This window comes from Duganella sp. CY15W, assembly GCF_009857555.1.
In the GTDB taxonomy this organism is placed as follows: Bacteria; Pseudomonadota; Gammaproteobacteria; order Burkholderiales; family Burkholderiaceae_D; genus Rugamonas; species Rugamonas sacchari.
On the sequence record NZ_WWCQ01000005.1, the window covers coordinates 36,987 to 59,836 of the forward strand.

Genomic DNA, 22,850 nt, shown 5'->3' on the forward strand with positions numbered 1-22,850 from the left:
CGTTAGTCGATCGTGACCGCGAGTTCGCGGTTGCGGTTGGCTGCGTTGCCGGCGTAATCCTCGGCGGTGATGCGCAGGATGTAATTGCCCGGCCCCAGTTCCCCTACCTTCCAGCTGCCCGGCGTGAGCTTGCCGTTGATGAGCTTATTGTTGATCGCATAGGCAAAGCGCGTCTCGGCCGCGCCATGCACGGTAATGCCGCTGTTGGCGGCATACACCAGCTTCACTGCGTCGCGGTTGCGCGGCAGGCGGTCGTACTGCTGCGTGATGATTGGTTCCGTCATGCCGGGAATGGTTTCGCCATCCTGGTTCAGCAGCTGGTAGCCCAGACGGTAGAGACCCAGCCGGCGGCGCTTCTGGTTGCCATTGATCTGGTCGCTGGCATCCACCACGATCTGCACCTCGCCCAGGCTGCGCGGAATGTACAGCCGGCCCTCGCGTTTTTCCGTGAGCGCTTTGCCATTGTGGTCGACCACGCTGATGCTGTTGATCTCGGGCGCTATCGTGTCCTCCAGATCAACGAACGGCAGCAGCAGCGGATTCAGCGCTCCGCCATTGGGTTTGTAGTCCAGATGCACATGCGCCATGCGGTTGATGGTGCCCAGCGTCTCGCCCACCACAAAGCGCGTGCCGCGTTTGACGCGCACGGCTTGCGCCACGCCCTTCTGGTTTTTCGATAGCAGGAAACGCCCATCGATGGCCTTGTCCCTGGCATCGCGCCCGACGCGCATGTGCACGTACTGCATGCCGTCGAACGCCAGGCCTTCCGACAATTCGCCGTAGCCCCAGCTGGCGCGCGGATCGGTGACTTTGCCGGCAGTGATGGCCAGTACCGGCGTGCCGATGGCAGCCTGCACATCCATGCCGCTGTGGAAATGATCGCGGCTCTCGCCGTCGAAATTGCCGCGCACCTCGCCCATCAGGCCCACCACCTCATGCACCTTGTTCTGCGGCGACACCGGCCACTTCATGGTCGCGCTGTGCGATGGCCGGCCGGGCAGCGGCGCGTCCGGCGCTGGCGTGACCTCGCCGTTGACTAGCGCAATGTGGTGCAGGCGGAAGGTAGCGCCATCGGTGACGAACAGCGAGCCATCTCTGGCCAGCGCGATGGCGCGCGGCGAATACAGGCGCACGCCGCCATCGGCGCCATAGCCCGGCTGGGCAGGATGGTCGACATCCTGCAGCGACACCACTTCGCCCTGCGGCGTGATTTGCGCCACGCGGCCGTGCGCGCTGCTGCCGATGTACAGGAAGCCATCGCGGGTCAGCGCAATGCCGACCGGGGAACGCAGCAGCGCATCGCGGTCGTCGTCCTTGGCGGCCGCGATGGTGGTGACATTGCCGTCCTTGCCCAGCTTGCGGATGGCGTGATTGGCCATGTCAGCAATGTAGAGATCGCCCGCGGCGCTGAGCGCCAGGCCGGTCGGCGTATCAAACAGCGCCTGGGCCGCCGCGCCGTCCGCCATGCCGGCACGCTGGCCGCCGGCGATGGTGGTGACCGTGCCATCCGGCGCGATTTTGCGGATGCGGTCGTTATAGGTGTCAGCCACATACACCGTGCCGGCAGCATCCACGGCAATCCCGATCGGGCCATTGAATTGCGCGCCCGCGCCCTTGCCGTCCTTGTCGCCCGCGAGTCCGTCGCCGGCCAGCGTGGAAACCGTGCCATCCGGCGTGATTTTGCGGATGGCGTTATTGCCGGTATCGGCCACATACAGATTGCCGGCGGCATCGATCGCCAGGCCGGACGGTGTGTTGAACGCTGCCGCACTGCGCGCGCCTTCCTGATAGCCTTCCGTGCCGCCAGCGAACGTGGAGCTGACGCCGTCCCGATCGATTTTGCGGATGCTGTTGCCGTCGCCGCCATCGGCCACGTAGAGGTTGCCTTCCTGGTCGAGCACCACGCCAAACGGGTCCGAGAAGCGCGAGCGGTAGCCCGGACCATTGTTGGTGCCCGGCAGGCCGTCGCCGGCAATGGTGCTCACGCGCGCGCGCCAGCTGGTCGGCGTGCCGGCCGCCGTAGGGCGCGCCACCGTGCCGATCTGTTCCTGTTCGGCAGACTTGTGGACCACCATGTAGGCGACGCCGCCGCCAACCGCCGCGCCGCCGAGCGCCAGCGCAAGCAATGTGAGTTTGAATTGAGTTGGAGACACTTGCCTCATCCGAAGTTGATTTATGGCAAGTTTAACAAATTTTTAGCACGGGCGGCAATCAGCTCTCAGCATCTGCCAGTTCAGCCCCACCGCGTAGTCGTCGCTGGCGTAAGTCGGCTGGTGCGACAGGCGCACCACGGCATCGCTTTCGTTGAGTTGCCAGCGCGCATAACGCAGCATGTCGGGCAAGCTGGACTTGAGTCCGCCTGCAGCCTGGAACCCGGCGTCCGCGCCGCTTTGACGCACGCCGTTATCGTCATAGCCAACCGCAACGCGGCTGGCCTGCCGGGCGCCTGGCTCGGCGAAGGTGTCCTGCATGCCCAGCGGCGCGGCGATGCGCTGCCGGACCAGTTGGCCGAAACTGTGCTGCCGTAGGTGCGCGCGAGGATATCGCCCAGCAGATTGGCCGCGGCATTTGAATACTGGAAGCGGGTCCCCGGCGGCGCGCTTAACCTGACGCTGTGCAGGTCCACCTGGTTGTCTGCAATTAAAAATGCACAGTCCAGAGCATGCTGCAAAAAAGACAAAAAAAAAGCCCGCTCAGGGAGCGGGCTGAAGTCTATTTCCTTGGAGGAGAATAGAGGAGACAGGTGAAGTATGCTGCATCACAGCATATCAGTCCAATTTATCTTTCCAATAGCTGAAATTCACAAGACAAATATCTCCATGAAACTTGTTGCATATTCCCCACGGCGCTCTACGCTGCCATGAGGCCGCTCACTGTGCACCAGGGCAAGCGACATATCCCGTTACAAAGTTCAGGTGTACAAGTGACTGCCGCCGGCATAAATTCCTTAAAGCAACACTCAATCAGTCGAAGAATGGGGAGTCATGCCATGAGTACCGAGATCGCCCGCGCAGAAGAAGCACCTGCTGACGCCCTACCCCTTGCCGCCCTGGCGGGCCTGAGTGCCAGTGCGCTGTTGGCAGGTTGTGGCGGTGGCAATGCGGCCGACAGCGGCAATGGAACCACCATGTCGCGCATCCTCCAGGGCGACGCGCCTGCGGCAGACAGCGGCACGTCGGCCACGCCGTCCGGCGACGCCGCACCGCACCAGATGGTACAGGGCGGCGCCCAGGCATCCGCGATCACCGGCATCAGCGCGGCTGCGGCGGCACGCTTTCTGGCGCAGGCGGCGATGGGCGCCAGCCGCGCCGACATCACCTCGGTGCAGTCGCTGGGCTATGCCGGCTGGCTGGAGGCGCAATTCGCCCTGCCGCAATCCACCTCGCGCTGGGACTGGCTGGTCAGCAAGGGCTATAACAACATCAGTTACCGCAACAGCGAAGCGGGCTTCGACAATTGCGCCTGGCGCAAGTTGATCGCGTCACCGGATACGCTGCGCCAGCGCGTCACGCTGGCCTTGTCGGAAATCTGCGTGGCCGCCATTGACGGCCTGGTCGGTAGTGGCTGGCGCGCTTTTTCTGCCGCCGCCTATCTTGACCTGCTGGAGGGCGAAGCGTTCGGCAACTACCGCACGCTGCTCGGCAAAATTTCCACCAGCCCGGCCATGGGCCAGTTCCTGACCTTCCGCGGCAACGTCAAATACAATCCGGCCACCGGCGCCATGCCGGACGAGAACTATGCACGCGAAGTGATGCAGCTATTTACCATCGGCCTGCTGCAACTCAACCAGGATGGCACGCCGGTGCTGGTGAATGGCAAGCCGCAGGAGACTTACGGCCTGGCCGATATCACGGGCCTGGCCCGCATCTTCACAGGCTGGGATTTCGATATGGCCGGCGGCAATGCCACCACACCAGACTTCCTGCACCGGCCCATGGTACAAATCCCCAAGCGTCACGAAACCGGCGCCAGCACCTTCCTCGGCCAGACCGTGGCAGCCGGCGCGGATGGCGCCAAGGCGCTCAATGCCGCACTCGATATCATTTTTGCCCATCCCAACGTGGCGCCGTTCATCAGCCGCCAGCTGATTCAAAAGCTGGTGACCAGCAATCCTTCGCCGGAATATGTGGCGCGCGTGGCCGCCGTCTTCAGCAACGATGGCAAGGGCGTCAAAGGCAGTCTGAAGGCCGTGCTGCGTGCCGTGCTGCTGGACAAGGAGGCGCGTACCGCGCCCACCACTGCCAACACCAGCTACGGCAAGCTGCGTGAACCGATGCTGCGCATGCTGGCGTGGGCGCGCGCCTACCGCGCCACTTCCGCCACCGACGTCTGGGCCATCGGCAACACCAGCGACGCCAGCGCGCGCCTGGGGCAAAGCCCGCTGCGTTCGCCATCGGTGTTCAACTTCTACCGGCCCGGCTATGTGCCGCCCAATGGCGCCGTGGCTGCCGCCGGCCTGGTGGCGCCGGAATTCCAGCTCACCAATGAATCGTCGGTAGTCGGCTACGTCAACTACATGCAGCGCGCCGTCAGCAAAGGCATCGCCGACGTCAAGGCGGACTACAGCAGCCTGCTGCCGCTGGCGGGCGACGCCAAAGCGCTGCTGGGTGAAATCAATCTCGTGCTGGCGGCTGGACAGCTGAGCAGCGGCACGCTGAGCCTGCTGAGTAGTGCCATCGGCGGCATGCCGGCCACTACCGACGCCGCCAGGTACAACCGCATCTACGCCGCGCTGACGCTGGTGCTGGCTGCGCCTGAATTCCTCGTCCAACAATAACTGGAGATCGCCATGAGCAATGCATCTCGCCGCGCTTTCCTCAAACGTGCATCCATGCTGTCCGTCGCCGGTGTGGCAACGCCGTGGGCCATCAACCTGGCCGCCATGGCGGAGGCCGCTGCAGCCACCGCCAATGACTACAAGGCGATCGTCTGTGTCTTTCTTTACGGCGGCAATGATTACGCCAACACGCTGGTGCCGTACGACAGCGCCAGCTTCAACGCCTATTACAATCTGCGTCCCACGCTGGCCTATCAGCAGAGCGCACTGACAGGCACGGTGCTGCGGCCCTCCAGCATTCCGTTGGATGGGTCCGGCATGCCGCGCCAGTATGCGCTGGCGCCGGAACTGGCGCCGCTGCTGCCCATCTTCAACGCGGGAAAAATGGGTGTGCTGCTGAATGTCGGCACGCTGGTCGGTCCCACCACCAAGCAGCAGTATGTGCAAAAATCGGCGCCGCTGCCCTCCAAGCTGTTCTCGCACAACGACCAGCAGTCGGAGTGGCAATCCTCGCTGCCGGAAGGCGCCGAGTCGGGCTGGGGCGGACGCCTGGGCGATCTGTTCGAAGCGGGCAATGGCAGCGCCACTTTCACGTGCGTCAACGTGTCGGGCAATGCGGTGTTCCTGGCCGGGAAACAGGCGACCCAATACCAGGTATCCACCAGCGGCCCGGTGCCCTTCAGCGCGCTGGAGCATCCGCTGTTTGGCTCCAGTGCCGCCAGCGCTGCGCTGCAAACGCTGGTCACGCAGCCGCATTCCCACTTCATGCAATCAGACTATGCGCGCATCACCCAGCGCGCCATCTTGGCCAATACGGTACTGAGCACGGCGCTGGCGGGCGGCGCGGCGATCAACACCCCCTTCCCTGCCGCGAACGGTCTGGGCGATCAACTCAAGATGGTGGCGCGCATGATTGCCAGCGCGCCGGCGATTGGCGCCAAGCGCCAGGTGTTCTTTGTATCGATGGGCGGTTTCGACACCCATGATGGCCTGCTCACCGTGCATCCCGGCCTGCTGAAAAGCGTCGCCGATGCGGTCTCGGCGTTCTACAACGCGACGGTCGAACTTGGTGTGCAAAACCAGGTGACCACTTTCACCGCCTCCGACTTCGGCCGCACACTGAGCGGCAACAACGATGGCTCCGATCATGGCTGGGGCAGCATGCACTTCATGCTGGGTGGCGCCGTGCAAGGCGGGCGCTACTACGGCAAGCCTCCCGCCGTTGCCAGCGACGGTCCTGACGATGTCGGCCAGGGCCGCCTGCTGCCGACCACCTCGATCGAGCAATATGCCGCCACCCTGGGCAAATGGATGGGCGCCTCGGACAGCGATTTGCTGAGCCTGTTACCCAACCTGGCCAACTACAACGCCAGCGCCCGCAATCTCGGCTTCGTCTGACGCGGACGACCGTATAAAAAAAGAAGGCCTGCAACGCAGGCCCTCGGTTTACATCATTTTGATGGTAGTCGCCCAGACATGGACATGTGAAAACTCCGCCGCACGGGACTCAATGTAATCATTGATGATGACGGCATTGCCGCCCAGGTTGCAGGTCTTGGCTTTCAGTTCGGCGTAAGCCTGGTCTTCCAGCTTGGCGTCACCGCCAAAGAACATATTGCGCTGCACATGCGACTCGATTTCAGCGAGCTTGCGGTACTCCCCTTCCGGCTTGATTTTCTTGAAGAAGGTAACCTGGCACTCCGCCTCATTCTTCGCATACTTGGACTCAATGACGCTGACGGTGCTGGTGGTCGAACACGCACTCAAGGCAAGCAGCGCCAGTGGCGCCAGAATAATCGACTTCATCATCAACCTTATTTGGCCATCTTCACCATTTCATCGACTACCTGGCAGGACCAGGCTTTCTGGCCGGCGCCGCCGACAAAGCCAGTCTTGGTGGCAACAGTGACATAGGTTTGTTCTGGCGTCATCGCTTTCCAGTTGATGAACAGCTCTTCACCACCGCTGCCCACCAGCAGGCCGATGTGGCGGTTACGCTGGGCCTTGATCGCATCCGCAGTTTCAGATTCCACGCTGGCATCAACGGCGACCAGCACTTTTTTGGTGATGTCTTTGGTACGTGTGACGTTGGCGCCCAGCAGTACAGCGGCGTCATAGCAGTCCTGCGCTTTTTGCGGCTCGTTGACTTGCTGCTGCGTGCTGTAGGTCATTTTGCTGCTGTCCATGCCGGCGCAACCGGAAACAATGGCGGCCACGGCGATCAGTGCTGGAATACTCGATTTCATATTTCTCTCTTATAAAATTGGAATGATGCTGACAAAAGCGCTGGCAGCTTAGCAGCTTTTCCTTTGAGAAATATATCCAATAATCACACAATAAAAAAACCCGAAAGCCACGTTGTGACTTTCGGGTTTTTAGCGGAGGCGACTTAGTCTTACTTGACGTCCGCCGCGTAAGGCAGCACGCGGGAGGCCATGCGGGTGTCCGTCTTCAGCACGCTGACTTCGTCCGACAGGATGTGCACCGCTTCGTTCAGCAGCACGTCCTTGGCGGCCTTGGCCTGCTTCTCCGCTTCCAGCTCGGCGGCCAGCGAACGCTCGGCGCCTTGCAGGCCGTCATCACTGCGCAGTGCGCCCTTGACGCCGGCTACTTTCGGCGTTGGCGCCGCCTTGCCGTTGGCTGGCTTGGCCGCAATGGCCTTGTTCAGCGCATCTTTCGGATCGGGCACCAGGATAGGATCGTCGGCGCCCGGCGTTGGCGACAGCAGACGCGCTTCACGCAGCTTGGCGCGCGCTTCCTGCTGATCGCGTTCCTTGCGGCGCGCGGCTTCGTTCAGCGAGATCGAGTTCTCCTTGCGCTGTTTTTTCACCAGGGCGATGTCTTCGGCCAGGTACTGGAAGTCCTTGTCCTTGGACACGCGCGCCTCGTGCTTTTTGTCCAGCAGCGGCACGATTTCCTTCATATCGCCGGTCGGGATGTAGATTGCCGGTTTGATCTGGGTCCACGGCAGCGCGTTGTCATAGCTCGACTCGCCAAAGGTGTCCGAATCGCCCATGGTCGGCAGCTTGATGTCCGGCGTCACGCCGCGCAGCTGGGTGGTGCCGCCATTGATGCGGAAGAACTGCGCAATGGTGAACTTGAGTTCGCCGTAATGCACCTTGTCGTTCTGCGCAAAGCGGTCCAGGCCAAACAGGGTCTGCACCGTGCCTTTGCCGAAGCTAGGCTCGCCGATGATGATGCCACGGCCGTAATCCTGGATCGCCGCCGCGAAAATCTCCGACGCCGAGGCCGAACCACGGTTGATCAGCACGCCCATCGGGCCATCCCAGGCCATGCCCGGATTGGTGTCGCTCTCGACTTCCACCTTGTTGTCGCCATTGCGCTGCATGACTACCGGGCCTTTGTCGATGAACAGGCCGGTCAGTTCCACCGCTTCGGTCAGCGAACCGCCGCCGTTGTTGCGCAGGTCGATCAGCACGTTGTCGACTTTGTCCTTCTTGAGCTCGGCCAGCAGGCGCTGCACGTCACGCGTGGCCGACTTGAAGTCCTTGTCGCCCTTGCGGCGCGCTTCAAAGTCCATGTAGAAGGTCGGCAGCGAAATCACGCCGACGCGGCGCTTGGCGGCGCCATCCTTGATTTCATAGATCGACTTCTTGGCCGACTGCTCTTCCATGCTGATCTTCTGGCGCACCAGTGAAACGAACTGGTGCTTGGCATCGGCGCCGCCGTCGGCCGGGATGATTTCCAGCTTGACGGTGGAATCCTTGGCGCCACGGATCAGCGCCACGACGTCGTCCAGGCGCCAGCCCAGCACTTCGGTCATCGGCGTCTTTTCATCCTTGGCGACGCCAACGATCTTGTCGCCCACCTTGATCTTGCCGGACAGGCCAGCCGGGCTGCCCGTCACCACTTCGCGCACCACGGTGTAGTCATCGCGCGATTGCAGCACGCAGCCGATACCTTCCAGCGACAGGCGCATGGCGATGTCGAAGTTCTCGGCAGCGCGCGGGCCCAGGTAGTTGGTGTGCGGCTCGATCGACATGGCGTAGGCGTTCATGAAGATCTGGAACACGTCTTCATTGGTCAGCTTGCGCGATGGGCTCAGGTAGCCTTCGTAACGCTTGTCCAGCGTTTCGCGGATGGCCTTGTCGTCCTTGCCGGCCAGTTTCAGGCGCAGCCACTCATTCTTGACGCGCTTGCGCCACAGGTCTTTCACCTCGGCGTCGCTCTTGGCCCAGTCGGCCTTCTCGCGGTCGTACTGATAGGACTCGTCGGAGTTGAATTCAAACTTGCTCTTGTTGACCAGTTCGCGTGCATAGGCGATGCGCTCGTTGAAGCGCTGCTGGTACAGATTGAAGATGGCAAACGGCACGCTCAGGTTTTCGCCGCTGATGGCGTCATCCAGACGGGTGCGGACGATGGCGTACTGGTCGATGTCGGCCTGGGTGAAGAACATTTTTTCCGCATCCAGCGACTTGAAGTAGCGGTCGAAGATTTTCTCCGACATCGCATCGTCCAGCGGCACGGGCTTGTAATGCAGCTTGGTGAGCACACGCGAGGCCCACACGGCCGCCTGCGTCTGGCCCGCTTGAGGCTTGAGGGGGGTATCCGCCGTTTTCTCTGGCACGGCGGCGCCGGCCTGCACTGACAGGGCCGCAAGGATGGCCACCAACAGCATTTGCTTCTTCATCGGCTTACTCCGAAACGTATTGATTAAGGTATGAGCACTACGCTCTGATTCTACAGGATAGCGTAAGCAACACGGGACTAGTATTTCCGAGTTTCTCTGCCTAAGCTTAAGCACACCTGAAACACGGCAACTTTTCACCATCCGAAATAAGTATAACTACGTATTCTGGACTTCATTTTGTTTAAGTCATTGTTTTAAAAAACAAAATTTTTCGAGACATTACTCCAATTGGTTGCCTTGCGGAAAAAATCTGGTATCATACTGGTCTTCACTTAGTTTCATCCTGAAGGCTCTGCTCCGGCAGCGCCCTTGCCTTCGCAGTTGTTGTCCGCCTCCCCGGCGGGCGCGCCCGGCTTCCGGGCGACTTCAAACCGCAGTATTTTTCTAAAAAGAACATGAAAACAATAATCTTGAATCCCCGTAATTGGGGTGTCGGTACCAAAATTACCGTTTTTACTTTTGGCCTCATCAGTGTGATCCTGGCGCTGCTGCTCACGCTCATCAACATGAGCACCTCGGCCATGCTGAAAGAGCGCGCCAAAGCCAACGTCGCTAACACCTTGGGCGGCATCAGCAATACCGTTGAGATGTTCAACACCGCCATGAGCAACGACGCCTCCAGCTTCGCGCGTTTGTTCGCGGCCGGCTTCGGCGACGGCGGCTTCTCGCTGGACACCGCGACAACCGTCGACATCGGCGGCAAGCCGACGCCTTCGCTCAAGCACAATGGCAAGACGCTGAATATGGACTTCAGCATCCCCGACAAATTCACCGCCGACACCGGCGTCGTGGCCACCATCTTTGCCGCCAACGGTGACGAATTCGTGCGCGTCACCACCTCGCTGAAAAAAGAAAATGGCGAACGCGCCATCGGTACCCAGCTCGACCACGCGCACCCGAGCTACCCGCTGCTGCGCGCCGGTGGCAACTACATCGGCCTGGCCACGCTGTTCGGCAAGCAGTACATCACCGAATACGATCCGATCAAGGACAGCAGCGGCAAGGTCATCGGCGTGCTGTTCATCGGTTTCGATATTTCCAAGAACCTCAGCGTGCTGAAAGAGAAAATCAAGGCCATCAAGATCGGCGAAACGGGTTACGTCTACATCGTCAACGCCGCTGCCGGCAAAACCCTGGGCACCGCCGTGGTCCACCCAAGCCTGGAAGGCCAGAGCCTGCTGGACAGCAAAAGCAGCGATGGCCGCCTGTTCATCAAAGAGATGCTGGACACCAAGGAAGGCAGCATGAGCTACGACTGGGCTGACAAGGATGGCGACCGCCCGCGCGAAAAAATGGTCGAGTTCCACACCTTCAAGCCGTGGAACTGGCTCATCGTCGGCGGCACCTACACCGAAGAAATCACGCGTGAAGCAGGCCAGCTGCGCAACCGCTACGCCGTGCTCGGCCTGATCTCGCTGCTGCTATTTGCGGTGGTGCTGTTCCTGCTGGTGCGTGCCGTGGTCTCGCGTCCGCTGTCGCGCGCTACCGAAGCCGCCAGCCGTATCGCCCAGGGCGACCTCGACGTGCATCTGGAAATCAATAACAAGGATGAAATCGGCCTGGTGCTGCGCTCGCTGAACAACATCAGCGACAACCTGTCCGGCGTGGTAGGCCAGGTGCGCCAGGGCGCCGAGCAGATCACCACCGCATCGGCGGAAATCGCCCAGGGCAACCTGGATCTGTCGGGCCGTACCGAAGAGCAGGCCTCCAGCCTTGAAGAAACCGCTGCCTCGATGGAAGAACTGAGCACCGCCGTTACCCAGAACGCCGAGAACGCAACGCAAGCCAACAAGATGGCGCTGGCCGCCTCCGACATCGCCGTCAAGGGTGGCGAAGTGGTGGCGCAAGTGGTCGACACCATGGGCTCGATTACCGCCTCCTCGCGCAAGATTGCCGACATTATTTCGGTTATCGACAGCATCGCTTTCCAGACCAACATCCTGGCGCTGAATGCCGCCGTGGAAGCGGCGCGTGCCGGTGAACAGGGCCGCGGCTTTGCCGTGGTGGCCTCCGAAGTGCGCAACCTGGCGCAGCGCTCGGCCACTGCCGCCAAGGAAATCAAGGAACTCATCGACGACTCCGTGAGTAAAGTGGAAATCGGCAGCAAGCAGGTGGAACAGGCTGGCAGCACCATGAAGGAAGTGGTCGACAGCGTGCGCCGCGTGACCGGCATCATGGCTGAAATCAGCACCGCCAGCGAAGAACAGCGCGCCGGCATCGGCCAGGTGCACGAAGCCATCACCCAGATGGACCAGGTGACGCAGCAGAACGCCGCGCTGGTGGAAGAAGCGGCGGCCGCCGCCCAGGCGCTGCAGGACCAGGCGCATGAACTGGAAGACGTGGTACGCATCTTCAAGCTGGGCAGCCACAGCGGCAACCGGCAGCCTGCGCGCACGCAGGCACACCGCCTGGCGCTCAAGTAAGCGCGCCGCGCCAGTCCTCAAGCCGCCCCGTGAATCACGGTGGCGGCTTTTTTCTTTTATAATTGCTGAATGCCTATTTTTCTCCAGCGCCGGCGCTTGACCAGCCTGATCGTTTCTATAGCGATCCTGCTGAACCTGTGCGCGCCGGCGATCAGCCAGGCGGTCACGCTATTGACCGCCAATCCGCTAGCCCTGGAGATTTGCAGCGCAACACGCGCCGCCGCCAGCGATACCGCGCCAGCCAAGCTGCCCGCGCACACCGTCAAGCATTGCGTCCTCTGCGCCGTCCAAGGCGGCAGCGACGCGCCCCCGCCCGCACCCGCCGGCCTGCTGGCGGTGCTGGAAGGCCACGACGTCTATCCGGCGCCGCGCCACACCGCGCGCATGCCGCAATCCACCTGGTCCGACGCGCAAGCGCGTGGGCCACCTGCCGCCGCCTGATTGTCGTCCGCCGCACGCTGGCGCCTGTCGGCCCTGCGTGCTTCCGCAACATCCGCTCTACAGGATTCCCTATGCAACGCCGTTTATTCCTATCGTCGTTGGCCGCCTTGCCATTCGTGGCGGGCACGGCGCACGCCGCCGGCTTTACCGCCATCGACATCACGGGCAGCAGCATCGGCCCCGACTATCAGCTGTTTTACGGTGACGGCAAGCCCGCCGCACTGCGCGACTTCAAAGGCAAGGTGGTGATGCTGTTCTTCGGCTTCACCCAATGCCCGGACGTATGCCCGACAGCGCTGGCCCGCGCCGTCGAGATCAAGCGTCTGCTCGGCGCCGATGGCGACAAGCTGCAGGTCGTGTTTGTCACCGTCGATCCGGAGCGTGATACCGCGCCGCTGCTGGCCGAATACACGCGCGCCTTCGATCCCACCTTTGTCGCCGTGCGCGGCAACCTGGAGCATACCGCCAAGGCCGCCAAGGACTTCAAGATCTTTTACCGCAAGGTCCCGAGCGGCAGCTCCTACACCATGGACCACACCGCCCTCACCTACGTGTTCGACACCAGCGGCAAAATCCGTCTGGCCATGAAACACGAAGAAACCGCCCAGCAGTGCGCCGACGACATCCGCAAACTGCTCAACCCGAAAAAAGACACCGGCTTCCTGAAAGGACTCTTCCAATGAAAAAACTACTCTCCCTGCTGCTGATGGCAGCCCTGCCCGCGCTGGCCCAGGTCACCGTCGGCGAACCATGGGTGCGCGCCACCGTGGCGGCCCAGAAAGCCACCGGCGCCTTCATGACGCTGACTTCGACCACCTCTGCCAAACTGGTGGGCGCCAGCTCGCCGGCCGCCGGCGTGGTGGAAGTGCACGAAATGAAAATGGATAACGACACCATGCGCATGCGCCAGATCCAGGCGCTGGACCTGCCCGCAGGCCAGTTGGTCAAGCTGGCGCCAGGCGGCTACCACCTGATGCTGCTGAATCTGAAACAGCCGCTCAAGGAAGGCGACAAAGTACCGCTGACGCTGGAGATTGAAGATGCGCAGAAGGTGCGCAGCAAGGTGGAAGTGGAAGCGCCGGTCAAGCCGCTCAACGCGGCACACTGATCCCTTACTGGGTCAGCCCGCCAAATGTCATCGTCAGCATGTGGCGGACGATATCGTCGTCCGCCATCTTGCTGAACTTCTGCAGATACTCCACCGCCGGATCGCAGGTCCGCGCATAGTAGCTGAATAAAATTGCGTCGGAAGGCAGGGCCGGATTCAGCAGGCCCTCTTTCTGCGCCTGCTTTACCAGCCCCTCCAGCTGCCGATTCAGTTTCACCACGCGCAGCATGTACTTCACATTGCGCATCAACATATCCCGCACATGCGGGCTGGTCGAGGGCAGGAATGGCAGCCCGCCCCCCAGCCGCACGCGCAGCGCCCACTCCAGTAACGCCGACAGCTTCTGCACCGGATTCAGTGCCGCGTCCAGTGCGGCAACCTGCTCAATCGCCCCATCCAGCAAGCGGATCATGGCCTCGCCCACCAGCTCCTCCTTGGACTTGAAGTGCTTGTACAGGCTGGGCTTGGAAATGCCCACCGCACCAGCCACGTCATCCATGGTCATCAGGTCGTAGCCTTTGCTGCCCAGCACGGCGGTCGCCGCGTCCAGGATGGCGTTCTCGCGCAATTTAAACGCCTGGTCTTTAAAACTGAATTTGGACAGAATACTCATAAGTAAATTTCGCTACTAATCAGTAGCGTTTCTGATTTATTGGTAGTAATATTATCACGTCGGTACAAAAACAGGCAGATAGCCGCTTAAAACCACCATGAATACACCACGCAAACGCATTGCCGTCATTGGCGCCGGGATTTCCGGCCTGGCTGCGGCCTATTTCCTGCAGCGCCGCCATGACGTGGTGCTGTTCGAGGCAGGCAGCTATCTTGGCGGCCATGCGAATACCGTGGACATCGAACTGGAAGGCCAGCGCTGTGCCGTCGACACCGGCTTTTTGGTCTACAACGAGAAAACCTATCCCAACCTGATCGCGCTGTTTGACGAACTGGGCGTCGACAGCATCGGCAGCGATATGTCGTTTGCCGTCTCCATGGATAACGGCGCGCTGGAATGGGCGGGCACCAGCCTGGACACGGTGTTCGCCCAGCGCCGTCGCCTGGCATCGCCGTCCTTCTTGCGCATGCTGCGCGACATCCTGCATTTCAACCGCCGCGCCGAGGCATTTCTGGCCGACTGCGCGGCGGACGGCGCCACGCTGGGCCAGTTGCTGGCACAGCACGGTTACAGCGCCATGTTCCGCGACGCCTATCTGCTGCCGATGGCGGCGGCGATCTGGTCCAGCTCACCACGTGACATTCTGGCCTTCCCGGCCGCGACATTCCTGCGCTTCTGCCTGAACCACGCGCTGCTGCAGGTGAATGACCGGCCGCAGTGGCGCACCGTGCGCGGCGGCTCGCGTCAATACGTGCAGGCGATCGCCGCCACGCTGCCCGACTGCCGCCTCAACACGCCCGTCAGTGCGGTACGACGCGGCGCCCGCCACGTCATGGTCAGCAGCAGCGGCCGCGGCGAAGTTTTTGATGATGTCGTCTTCGCCACGCACGCGCCGACCACGCTGTCGCTGCTGGTCGACGCCAGCGAACGCGAGCGCACGATTCTCGGCGCCGTACGCTATCAGCCCAACACCGCCTGGCTGCACACGGATGCCAAGCTACTGCCAAAACGGCGCAAGGTGTGGTCGGCCTGGAATTATCTGTCGTCGCGGCAGACTGATGGCAGCCGTCCCGTCTGTGTCAGCTACTGGCTCAACCAGCTGCAAAGCCTGCCACTCAGCCAGCCCGTGGTGGTGACGCTGAACCCGCCCGTCGCACCGGCTGCCGATTCCGTCCTGGCGCGCTTCGAGTACGACCACCCGATCATGGACCAGCCGGCGATTGACGCCCAGCGCGCGCTGCCGGAGATCCAGGGCCTCGGCGGTGCCTGGTACGCCGGAGCCTGGAGCGGCTATGGCTTCCATGAAGACGGCCTGAAGTCCGCGCTGCGCATTGCCGCCGCATTTGACGCCGCCCCACCGTGGACCACCCTGCCATGAAATCACCAGCGCCCGCCCAACTGGTCCATGCACGCGTGATGCATGCGCGCTTGCGGCCGGTGCTGCACCGTTTTGTCTATCCGGTGTTCTATGTGCGCCTGAATCTGGCGCAGCTGGAGCGATGCCAGTCACGCTGGTTTGGCATCGACCGCCGCCGCCCACTATCGCTGCGCACGCGTGACTACGGCCCACGCGACGGCAGCAGCCTGGAACACTGGATGCGCGCGCTGCTGGCTGAGCACAACATCGCGGCCGAAGGCGAGATCTGGCTGCAGACCTTCCCGCGCGTATTGGGCCATGCGTTCAATCCCGTCAGCTTCTGGCATTGCCATGACCGCGAAGGCCGCCTGCGCGCCGTGCTGGCCGAGGTGAACAACACCTTTGGCGAAACCCACCGCTACCTGCTACAGGTGTCAAGCGAGGGCGCGGCCACGTGCATCAAGCAGATGCACGTGTCGCCGTTTTGCCAGCAGACCGGCCACTACCATTTCCGCTTCCATCTGACTGGCACACAACCGCGTACCAGCCTCGATTACCACGATGACGACGGTCTGCTGATCCGCACCACACTGTCCGGCCGCGCCGAGCCAATGCGCGACAGCGCGCTGGCCGCCGTCCTGCTGCGCTATCCGCTGCTGGGACTCGGCATCGTATTCCGCATTCACTGGCAGGCCTTGCGGCTGTGGTTAAAGAAAGTGCCCTTTTTCCGCAAGCCGCCACGTTCCGCCACCAACATCACCGTCCACGAGGAGCCGCTCCGATGAACCGTACGCTGTCAACCGCCATCCAGACCGCGCCCGCCAGCGCGCGGTTATTCCTGACTTTGCTGGGCCGCATCAGCCAGGGACATCTGGAGCTGATCACGCCCGACCATACGCGCATGGTGTTTGGCGATGCCCATGCCAGCCCCGGCGCCACGCTGGAGATCCACGACTGGCGCGCCTGCGCCTGCATCCTGCGCGCAGGCGACATCGGCCTCGGTGAAGCCTGGGGCGCGGGCTGGATCGACAGCCCGGACCTGGTCGCGCTGCTGCGGCTGGCCTTGCGCAACGAAGTGGCGCTGGAACCGGCGGTGTTCGGTGGCGTGCTGGCACGCTGCTGGTACCGGGTGCGCCACTGGCTGCGGCCCAACACGCGCAATGGCAGCCGCCGCAACATCCACAGCCACTACGATATCGGCAACGACTTCTACCGCCTGTGGCTGGACCGCAGCTGGACCTATTCGGCGGCCATCTTTGATGGCGACTACGGCCTGCCGCTGGAGCAGGCACAGTCCCGCAAATACCAGCGCGTCATCAACACGCTGGGGCTGCGGGCCGGCGACCGGGTGCTGGAGATCGGCTGCGGCTGGGGCGGTTTTGCCGAGCACGCGGCACGCCAGGGCATCCATGTGCATGGGCTGACCATCTCGCCAGCGCAGCTGCAGGTCGCGCTGCAGCGCATCGCTGCAGCGGGCCTGGGCGCACTCACGCAACTGGAGCTGCGCGACTACCGCGATATCAACGGCAGCTACGACGCTGTGGTGTCGATTGAAATGTTCGAAGCGGTTGGCGAACGCTATTGGCCGCAGTATTTCGACACCGTGCAAGCGCGCCTCAAACCTGGCGGCAAGGCACTGGTGCAGTCCATCACCATCGGTGAACGCCATTTCCCGCGCTACCGCAGCAGCACGGACTTCATCCAGCAATACATCTTCCCGGGCGGGATGCTGCCGAGCGTCGAGCGCTTCGAGCGCAGCGCCGCCCGCGCCGGCCTGCACAGCGAAGAACACTACGCCTTTGGCCCCGACTATGCCGAGACGCTGCGGCGCTGGCGCAGCGCCTACCACGCCGCGCGCGCACAGGTGACGGCGCAAGGTTTCGACGCCCATTTCATGCGTATCTGGGACCTGTATTTCGCTTATTGCGAAGCTGCTTTCGATGAGGGTCGTACCGATGTGGTTCAGTTCCTTCTCCATAAACGCTAGGCGCCGCCTGGTGCTGGGCGCGCTGCTCGCTGCCGCGACGGTGGCCAGCGCACCATGCATGGCTGCTGCCGACTGGCGCACGCTGCTGCCGCAAGCGCAAGCAGTAGGTGGCGGCGACCTGCGCTGGTTCGGCCTGCGCATTTATCACGCCACGCTATGGTCGGCCAGCCGGCCATTCGACGCTACGCAACCCTTTGCTTTGCAGCTCAGCTACTACCGCAGCATCAGCCGCGAGCGCCTGGTACGCACCAGCATGGAGGAAATCCGCCGCCTCAGTCCCGCGCCCATCGCGGCTGCCACGGTGGCGCGATGGGAAGCACAGTTATTCAGCGCGTTCGTGGATGTGCGTGATGGCGATGAGCTGACCGGCGTCTACCTGCCCGGCAATGGCATGCGCCTGTACGACCGCCAGCGCCTGCTGGCAGAACTCAACGACGAAGCACTGGCGCGCGCCTTCTTCGACATCTGGCTCAATCCGGACAGCCGCGACCCGACGCTGCGCCTACGCTTGCTGGGAACGCCGCCATGAGCAACGCCGCCTACGGCCTGCTGGGCGCACCGCTGGCGATGGCGGCGCTGCCGCTGTTCGTGCAGCTGCCAGCCTACTACGCCACGCATCTCGGTGTGGCGCTGGCGCCGCTCGGCGGCGTGCTGTTTGCCGCGCGCCTGCTCGACATGCTGCAAGATCCGCTCCTTGGCCACCTGCTCGACCGCGCGCAGGCGCAGCAGCGGCGCTGGATGGCGCTCGGCGCCGCCGTCCTGGCACTGGCGTTTGCGGCGCTGTGGCTGCCGCCGCAGGCTGTCGCGCCGGGCGCATGGCTGGCGTTGATGCTGGTCCTGGCTTACGGTGCACACAGCCTGGTCAACATCGCGTATCTGGCATGGGGCGCACACCTGCCCCGCGCGCTGGGTGCGGTGGCCTGGCGCGAAGGCATGGGACTGGCCGGCATGCTGGCCGCCAGCCTGGTGCCCGCCGCGATACTTGCTGGCGACGCCGTGCAGGTGCGCCCCCGCCTGGCCGTCTACAGCCTGGCCTATGCGCTGCTGCTCTTGCTGGCCATGCTGGTCCTGCTGCGCTACGCACCACCCGCTGCACCCCGCGCTGCACCGCAGGGCTGGCGCGACACCCTGCGCGAACTGACACGCAACCGTGCAGTGCGCGCCCTGCTGCTACCCTACTTCCTGAACGCGCTGTCGGTCGCGGTGCCTGCCACGCTGGCCCTGTTCTACATCGGCGACCAGCTAGGGGCGCCACAGCTGGCGGGCGTGTTCCTGGCCTGCTATTTCGGCGCGGCTGCCTGCGGCTTGCCGGCATGGACAGCGCTGGCGCGCAAACTGGGACCGCTACGCTGCTGGCGTCTGGGCATGCTGTTGTCGGTTGCCGGATTCTGCGGCGCCGCCCTGCTCGGGCCGGGCGACCTGCTGCCATATGGCGCGGTCTGCATCGCGGCTGGTGCGGCACTGGGCGCCGACCTTGCGCTGCCGCCCGTGTTGCTGGGGCGCGCCTTGGGAGAGCATCTTGGCGCGGGCGCCGGATTCGGCATCTTCACACTGCTCGGCAAACTGGCACTGGCACTGGCCGGCCTGTCGCTGCCGCTGCTGGCGTGGCTGGGCTATCAGCCGGGCCACGGCGGCGGCGGCCTGACGCTGGCTTACGCGGTACTCCCCTGTTTTCTTAAATTGCTGGCCATTGCAGCCTCCAGGAGCACGACATGAAACGACGATGCATAGCATTGCTGGCAGCCCTGCTGGCCGGTTGCACCGGTCCCGACGTCCAGCACTACAAGTCGGTGACACCGGCGCTGGACCTGGCCGGCTACTTCACCGGCACCACCGATGCCTGGGGCATGTTCCAGCGCAGGAATGGCGAGGTGGCCAAACGCTTCCATGTCGAGATCACCGGCGTGAGTGAGCAGAACAAGCTGACGCTGGACGAACGCTTCCGCTACGACGACGGCAGCACCCAGCAACGCGTCTGGCATCTTGCGCGTGGTGCCGATGGCCTGTGGCGCGGCACGGCGGCCGACGTCAAGGGCGAGGCGCAAGGCGAAGTGGCGGGCAATGCGCTGCGCTGGCAGTACACGCTGCTGCTGCCGGTGGATGGCAGCACTTACGAAATGCAGTTTGACGACTGGATGTTCCTGATCGACCGCTGCACCATGATGAACCGCGCCAGCATGCGCAAGTTCGGCGTGGAGCTGGGCCAGGTAACCCTGACGTTCCGGAGGCGCGCATGCGTCCCCTGAACCATCCATTGCGCGACTGGGCCGGACTGCGGGTCTGGGTGATCGGCGCGTCCAGCGGCATCGGTGCGGCGCTGGCCGTGGAGGCGCTGCTGGCAGGTGCGCGCGTGGCGCTGTCGGCGCGGCGTACCGAACGCCTGCAAGCCGTGGCCAGCGGCCATCCGCAAGCGCTGGTGGCGCCGTTCGATATCCTCGACGCACAGGCCTGGCATGCGCGCCATGAACAGATCTGCCAGCTGTTCGGCGGCATCGACCTGATTGTGTTCTGCGCAGCCGACTACCATCCCGAACGCAGTTGGGAGGTGAATGCCGAAGACGCCGCCCGCACGCTGCAGACCAATCTGGGCAGCGTCTACACCGGTCTGTCGACGGTGCTGCCGGCCATGCTGGCGCGCGGCAGCGGCGGCATCGCCATCGTGGCCAGCGTGGCCGGCTACTTCGGCCTGCCCAACGCCAGCGTGTATGGTCCGAGCAAGGCAGCGCTCATCAATCTGGCGGAACTGCTGTATGTGGACCTGCGCCCGCGAGGCCTGAGCGTGTATCTGATCAATCCCGGCTTCGTGCAAACCTCGCTGACCGCCAAGAACGATTTCACCATGCCGGCCCTGCAAACACCGCAGGCAGCAGCACGCGCGATCCGCCGCGGGCTGGCCTCGGGCCGCTTCGAAATCCACTTCCCGCGCCGCTTTACGCTGGCGCTCAAATTTTTGCGCTGGCTGCCCTACCGCCTGCGCTTCCCGCTGATATCACGACTGGTACATCCATGACCCAACTTGACGCACTGCTCGACTGGTACGCCACCATGACGCCGCAAAGCATCAGCCGCGCCGCCGAACTGTATGCCGCTGACGCCCACTTCCGCGATCCGTTCAACGATGTGCGCGGCGTGGCCGCCATCGAAACCATCATGCGCCACATGTTTGCGCACACGGACAATCCGCACTTCATCATCGGCGAGCGCATTGCACAAGGCGAGCAGGCCTTTGCCACGTGGACCTTTGTCTGCACGCTGCGTGGCCGCGTCTACGAGATTGCAGGCGCCTCGCACTTCCGTTTCAATCAGGAAGGCAGGGTGACACTGCACCGCGACTACTGGGATGCGGCCGAAGAGCTGCTGCAAAAGCTGCCGGTCGTCGGTGCGCCCATCCGCTGGCTGCGCCGCCGCTTTGCCGCCGTCCCGCCGCAACCATGACGACACTGCGCCTGATACTGGGCGACCAACTCAACGGCCAGCACAGCTGGTACAGCACGGTGCGCGACGATGTGGTGTACGTGATGATGGAAGTGCGCCAGGAGACTGACTACGTGCTGCATCATGCACAGAAGATCATCGCCATCTTTGCCGCCATGCGCGACTTTGCCGCGCGCCTGCGCGCCAACGGCCACGTGGTCCACTACCTGGCCATCGACGATGAAGACAATGTGCAGTCCTTGCCGGACAACCTGGACGCGCTGCTGGCCCGCTACCAGGCTAGCGCCTTCGAATGGCAGGCGCCCGATGAATGGCGGCTCGATGAGCAGCTGCGCACCTATGCAGCGGCGCTGGCGATTGCCACCGGCATGGCCGATACCGAACATTTCTATAGCGCGCGCGATGACGCTGCAGGTTTTTTCGGGCAGCGCGGCAGCTGGGTGATGGAGCACTTTTACCGCCACATGCGCCTGCGCCACCGCATCATGGTCAGCGAGACCGGCGCACCGGCGGGCGGCCAGTGGAACTTCGACCAGGATAACCGTGAGGCGTGGCCCGGCATGCCGTGGGAGCCGGCCGATCCCCGTCCCCGCCACAATCACAGCGCACTGTGGGCCACCATTGAAGATGCTGGTGTGCGCAGCTTTGGCCAGCCGCAGGCCGGCGACTTCCGCTGGCCGCTGAACCAAGAGGAAGCACTGGTGCAGCTGGAAGCGTTCGTCCAGCACGCGCTTCCCCATTTCGGCCGATTTCAGGACGCCATGAGCTACAAGGCCTGGCGCCTGTTCCATTCACTGCTGTCGTTTGCGATGAACGTGAAGCTGCTGTCGCCACGCACCGTTGTCCAGCGTGTCGAACAAGCCTGGCGCGACGGCCACGCGCCCATCGCCGCTGCCGAAGGCTACATCCGGCAAATCCTCGGCTGGCGGGAATATGTACGTGGCGTGTACTGGCATCGCATGCCGGGCTATGTCGAGCTGAATGTGTTTGACCACCACACGCCGTTGCCGCACTGGTTCTGGGATGGGCAAACCCGCATGCGCTGTCTGGCCAGCGCCATCGGCCAGTCGCTGGAGCATGCGCACAGCCATCACATCAACCGCCTAATGCTGATCGGGAATTTTGCCCTGCTGGCCGGGATCTCGCCGCAAGCGCTGCACCAGTGGTACCTGGGTATCTACATCGACGCCTTCGAATGGGTGGAGGCGCCCAACACGCTGGGCATGAGCCAATATGCCGATGGCGGCCTGCTGGCCACCAAGCCATATATTTCCAGCGCCGCCTATATCGACCGCATGAGCGACTATTGCAAGGGCTGCCACTACGACAAAAAGCAGCGCGTCGGCGAGCGTGCCTGTCCGTATAACGCGCTGTACTGGGATTTTTTGGAGCGCAACCGCCCTCGCCTGGAGAGCAATCACCGCTTGCAGATGCCGTACAAGCAGTTGCAACGTTTCAGCGCGCAGGACCTGGCCGCGATCCGCGAACGTTCGCTCAGCCTGCGGTCCGACCTCAACGCAGCATAGCCAAGGTCCACCAGCCTGCGCCGGCGATGACCACATACGGCCAGGAACGCAGCGAGATTTTCCAGTCGGTGGTCGACGGCCAGCATGCCAGGAACTGCGGCGCGATGGCAAACGCCAGCGCCACATCGATCCATTGAAAGTGCAAACCGCTGCGGGTGCGCCACCAGGCCACCACAAACGGCAGCAGCACCACCAGAAACGGCGCCAGCGCCGACGGCGCCGCGTTATACCAGCGCACCCGCGTCAGCCGTACCGATCCCAGCTCCCAGCCCTGCCCGATGCGCCGGGGGATCACGGTAAATGCCGCCGGCCGCGCGCCCGTCAGCAAGCCGGCGACAAAGTGCGCCAGTTCATGACAAATCGTTCCCGCCAGGGTGAAGAGAAAAAAGAAGGGATGCCGCGCGGACAAGGCACGGATCAGCAGCGCCAGCAACAGCGACGGCGCCAGGTAAATCAGCAGGTCGCGGTGGTTGCAGAACCACGTGGGCGCGAGCACGCTACATTCGAACAGGCTGCTCATGCGGCATCCTCG

22 protein-coding genes are annotated in these 22,850 nt (G+C 63.1%); 15 read left to right on the forward strand and 7 right to left on the reverse strand.

What is annotated here, in order from left to right; all coding sequences use genetic code 11:
* Positions 1-2: 2 nt before the first annotated feature.
* The gene (locus tag GTP58_RS22645) at positions 3-2,162 is read right to left on the reverse strand and encodes a gluconolaconase (RefSeq protein ID WP_161079383.1); all 2,160 of its coding nucleotides are present in this window, start codon (positions 2,160-2,162) and stop codon (positions 3-5) included.
* Between the two features lie 33 nt (positions 2,163-2,195).
* Positions 2,196-2,654 (reverse strand): serine hydrolase, encoded by a 459-nt coding sequence (locus GTP58_RS31635; protein ID WP_161079717.1) that lies wholly within the window; start codon positions 2,652-2,654, stop codon positions 2,196-2,198.
* 335 nt (positions 2,655-2,989) lie between these two features.
* Here GTP58_RS31635 and GTP58_RS22655 point away from each other — a divergent pair, with 335 nt between their 5' ends.
* Positions 2,990-4,777, forward strand: a complete 1,788-nt coding sequence (locus tag GTP58_RS22655; RefSeq protein WP_161079384.1) for a DUF1800 family protein — start codon at positions 2,990-2,992, stop codon at positions 4,775-4,777.
* A 12-nt stretch (positions 4,778-4,789) separates the two neighbouring features.
* Positions 4,790-6,175, forward strand: coding sequence for a DUF1501 domain-containing protein (locus GTP58_RS22660; protein WP_161079385.1), 1,386 nt, complete (start codon positions 4,790-4,792; stop codon positions 6,173-6,175).
* A 48-nt stretch (positions 6,176-6,223) separates the two neighbouring features.
* Here GTP58_RS22660 and GTP58_RS22665 read toward each other — a convergent pair whose 3' ends face one another.
* From GTP58_RS22665 to GTP58_RS22675, 3 genes are all read right to left on the reverse strand, one after another.
* Positions 6,224-6,586, reverse strand: coding sequence for a hypothetical protein (locus GTP58_RS22665; protein WP_161079386.1), 363 nt, complete (start codon positions 6,584-6,586; stop codon positions 6,224-6,226).
* Between the two features lie 5 nt (positions 6,587-6,591).
* On the reverse strand, positions 6,592-7,023 hold the full coding sequence (locus tag GTP58_RS22670; protein WP_161079387.1) for a hypothetical protein: 432 nt from the start codon (positions 7,021-7,023) through the stop codon (positions 6,592-6,594).
* A 149-nt stretch (positions 7,024-7,172) separates the two neighbouring features.
* The gene (locus GTP58_RS22675; RefSeq protein ID WP_161079388.1) at positions 7,173-9,428 is read right to left on the reverse strand and encodes a carboxy terminal-processing peptidase; all 2,256 of its coding nucleotides are present in this window, start codon (positions 9,426-9,428) and stop codon (positions 7,173-7,175) included.
* Positions 9,429-9,823: 395 nt separating this feature from the next.
* Between GTP58_RS22675 and GTP58_RS22680 the strand changes: the two genes are divergently transcribed.
* The 4 genes from GTP58_RS22680 to GTP58_RS22695 all read left to right on the forward strand — a co-directional run bounded on the left by GTP58_RS22680 (position 9,824) and on the right by GTP58_RS22695 (position 13,400).
* The gene (locus GTP58_RS22680) at positions 9,824-11,851 is read left to right on the forward strand and encodes a methyl-accepting chemotaxis protein (RefSeq protein WP_161079389.1); all 2,028 of its coding nucleotides are present in this window, start codon (positions 9,824-9,826) and stop codon (positions 11,849-11,851) included.
* A gap of 69 nt (positions 11,852-11,920) precedes the next feature.
* Positions 11,921-12,292: a DUF2946 family protein gene (locus GTP58_RS22685; RefSeq protein ID WP_161079390.1), complete on the forward strand. Its 372-nt coding sequence runs from the start codon at positions 11,921-11,923 to the stop codon at positions 12,290-12,292.
* Positions 12,293-12,363: 71 nt separating this feature from the next.
* Positions 12,364-12,975, forward strand: coding sequence for an SCO family protein (locus GTP58_RS22690; protein WP_161079391.1), 612 nt, complete (start codon positions 12,364-12,366; stop codon positions 12,973-12,975).
* A complete protein-coding gene (locus tag GTP58_RS22695; protein WP_072787429.1) occupies positions 12,972-13,400 on the forward strand; it encodes a copper chaperone PCu(A)C in 429 nt (142 codons plus the stop codon). The genes GTP58_RS22690 and GTP58_RS22695 overlap by 4 nt, the downstream gene beginning before the upstream one ends.
* Before the next feature lie 4 nt (positions 13,401-13,404).
* Here the strand turns inward: GTP58_RS22695 and GTP58_RS22700 are convergent, their stop codons facing one another.
* The gene (locus tag GTP58_RS22700; protein WP_161079392.1) at positions 13,405-14,013 is read right to left on the reverse strand and encodes a TetR/AcrR family transcriptional regulator; all 609 of its coding nucleotides are present in this window, start codon (positions 14,011-14,013) and stop codon (positions 13,405-13,407) included.
* 97 nt (positions 14,014-14,110) lie between these two features.
* Between GTP58_RS22700 and GTP58_RS22705 the strand changes: the two genes are divergently transcribed.
* Genes GTP58_RS22705 through GTP58_RS22745 form a run of 9 tightly spaced genes read left to right on the forward strand, consistent with a single transcriptional unit; the run spans position 14,111 to position 22,318 of the window.
* Entirely contained in the window at positions 14,111-15,391 is a 1,281-nt protein-coding gene (locus GTP58_RS22705; protein WP_161079393.1) for an NAD(P)/FAD-dependent oxidoreductase, read from the forward strand.
* The gene (locus tag GTP58_RS22710) at positions 15,388-16,155 is read left to right on the forward strand and encodes a DUF1365 domain-containing protein (protein ID WP_161079394.1); all 768 of its coding nucleotides are present in this window, start codon (positions 15,388-15,390) and stop codon (positions 16,153-16,155) included. Before GTP58_RS22705 ends, GTP58_RS22710 begins: the two co-directional genes overlap by 4 nt.
* A complete protein-coding gene (locus tag GTP58_RS22715; RefSeq protein ID WP_161079395.1) occupies positions 16,152-17,357 on the forward strand; it encodes a cyclopropane-fatty-acyl-phospholipid synthase family protein in 1,206 nt (401 codons plus the stop codon). The genes GTP58_RS22710 and GTP58_RS22715 overlap by 4 nt, the downstream gene beginning before the upstream one ends.
* A complete protein-coding gene (locus tag GTP58_RS22720; RefSeq protein WP_202413826.1) occupies positions 17,326-17,886 on the forward strand; it encodes a chalcone isomerase family protein in 561 nt (186 codons plus the stop codon). The genes GTP58_RS22715 and GTP58_RS22720 overlap by 32 nt, the downstream gene beginning before the upstream one ends.
* On the forward strand, positions 17,883-19,073 hold the full coding sequence (locus GTP58_RS22725) for an MFS transporter (RefSeq protein WP_161079397.1): 1,191 nt from the start codon (positions 17,883-17,885) through the stop codon (positions 19,071-19,073). Before GTP58_RS22720 ends, GTP58_RS22725 begins: the two co-directional genes overlap by 4 nt.
* A complete protein-coding gene (locus GTP58_RS22730; protein ID WP_161079398.1) occupies positions 19,070-19,603 on the forward strand; it encodes a DUF3833 domain-containing protein in 534 nt (177 codons plus the stop codon). The genes GTP58_RS22725 and GTP58_RS22730 overlap by 4 nt, the downstream gene beginning before the upstream one ends.
* Positions 19,591-20,367: an SDR family NAD(P)-dependent oxidoreductase gene (locus GTP58_RS22735; protein ID WP_161079399.1), complete on the forward strand. Its 777-nt coding sequence runs from the start codon at positions 19,591-19,593 to the stop codon at positions 20,365-20,367. Before GTP58_RS22730 ends, GTP58_RS22735 begins: the two co-directional genes overlap by 13 nt.
* On the forward strand, positions 20,364-20,792 hold the full coding sequence (locus GTP58_RS22740; protein ID WP_161079400.1) for a nuclear transport factor 2 family protein: 429 nt from the start codon (positions 20,364-20,366) through the stop codon (positions 20,790-20,792). Before GTP58_RS22735 ends, GTP58_RS22740 begins: the two co-directional genes overlap by 4 nt.
* Positions 20,789-22,318 carry a cryptochrome/photolyase family protein gene (locus GTP58_RS22745; RefSeq protein WP_161079401.1) on the forward strand — a complete coding sequence of 510 codons (1,530 nt, stop codon included), beginning with the start codon at positions 20,789-20,791 and terminating at the stop codon, positions 22,316-22,318. Before GTP58_RS22740 ends, GTP58_RS22745 begins: the two co-directional genes overlap by 4 nt.
* Here the strand turns inward: GTP58_RS22745 and GTP58_RS22750 are convergent.
* A complete protein-coding gene (locus GTP58_RS22750; protein ID WP_072787440.1) occupies positions 22,305-22,838 on the reverse strand; it encodes a hypothetical protein in 534 nt (177 codons plus the stop codon). The two genes, GTP58_RS22745 and GTP58_RS22750, sit on opposite strands and share 14 nt — an antisense overlap.
* Positions 22,839-22,850 lie beyond the last annotated feature (12 nt).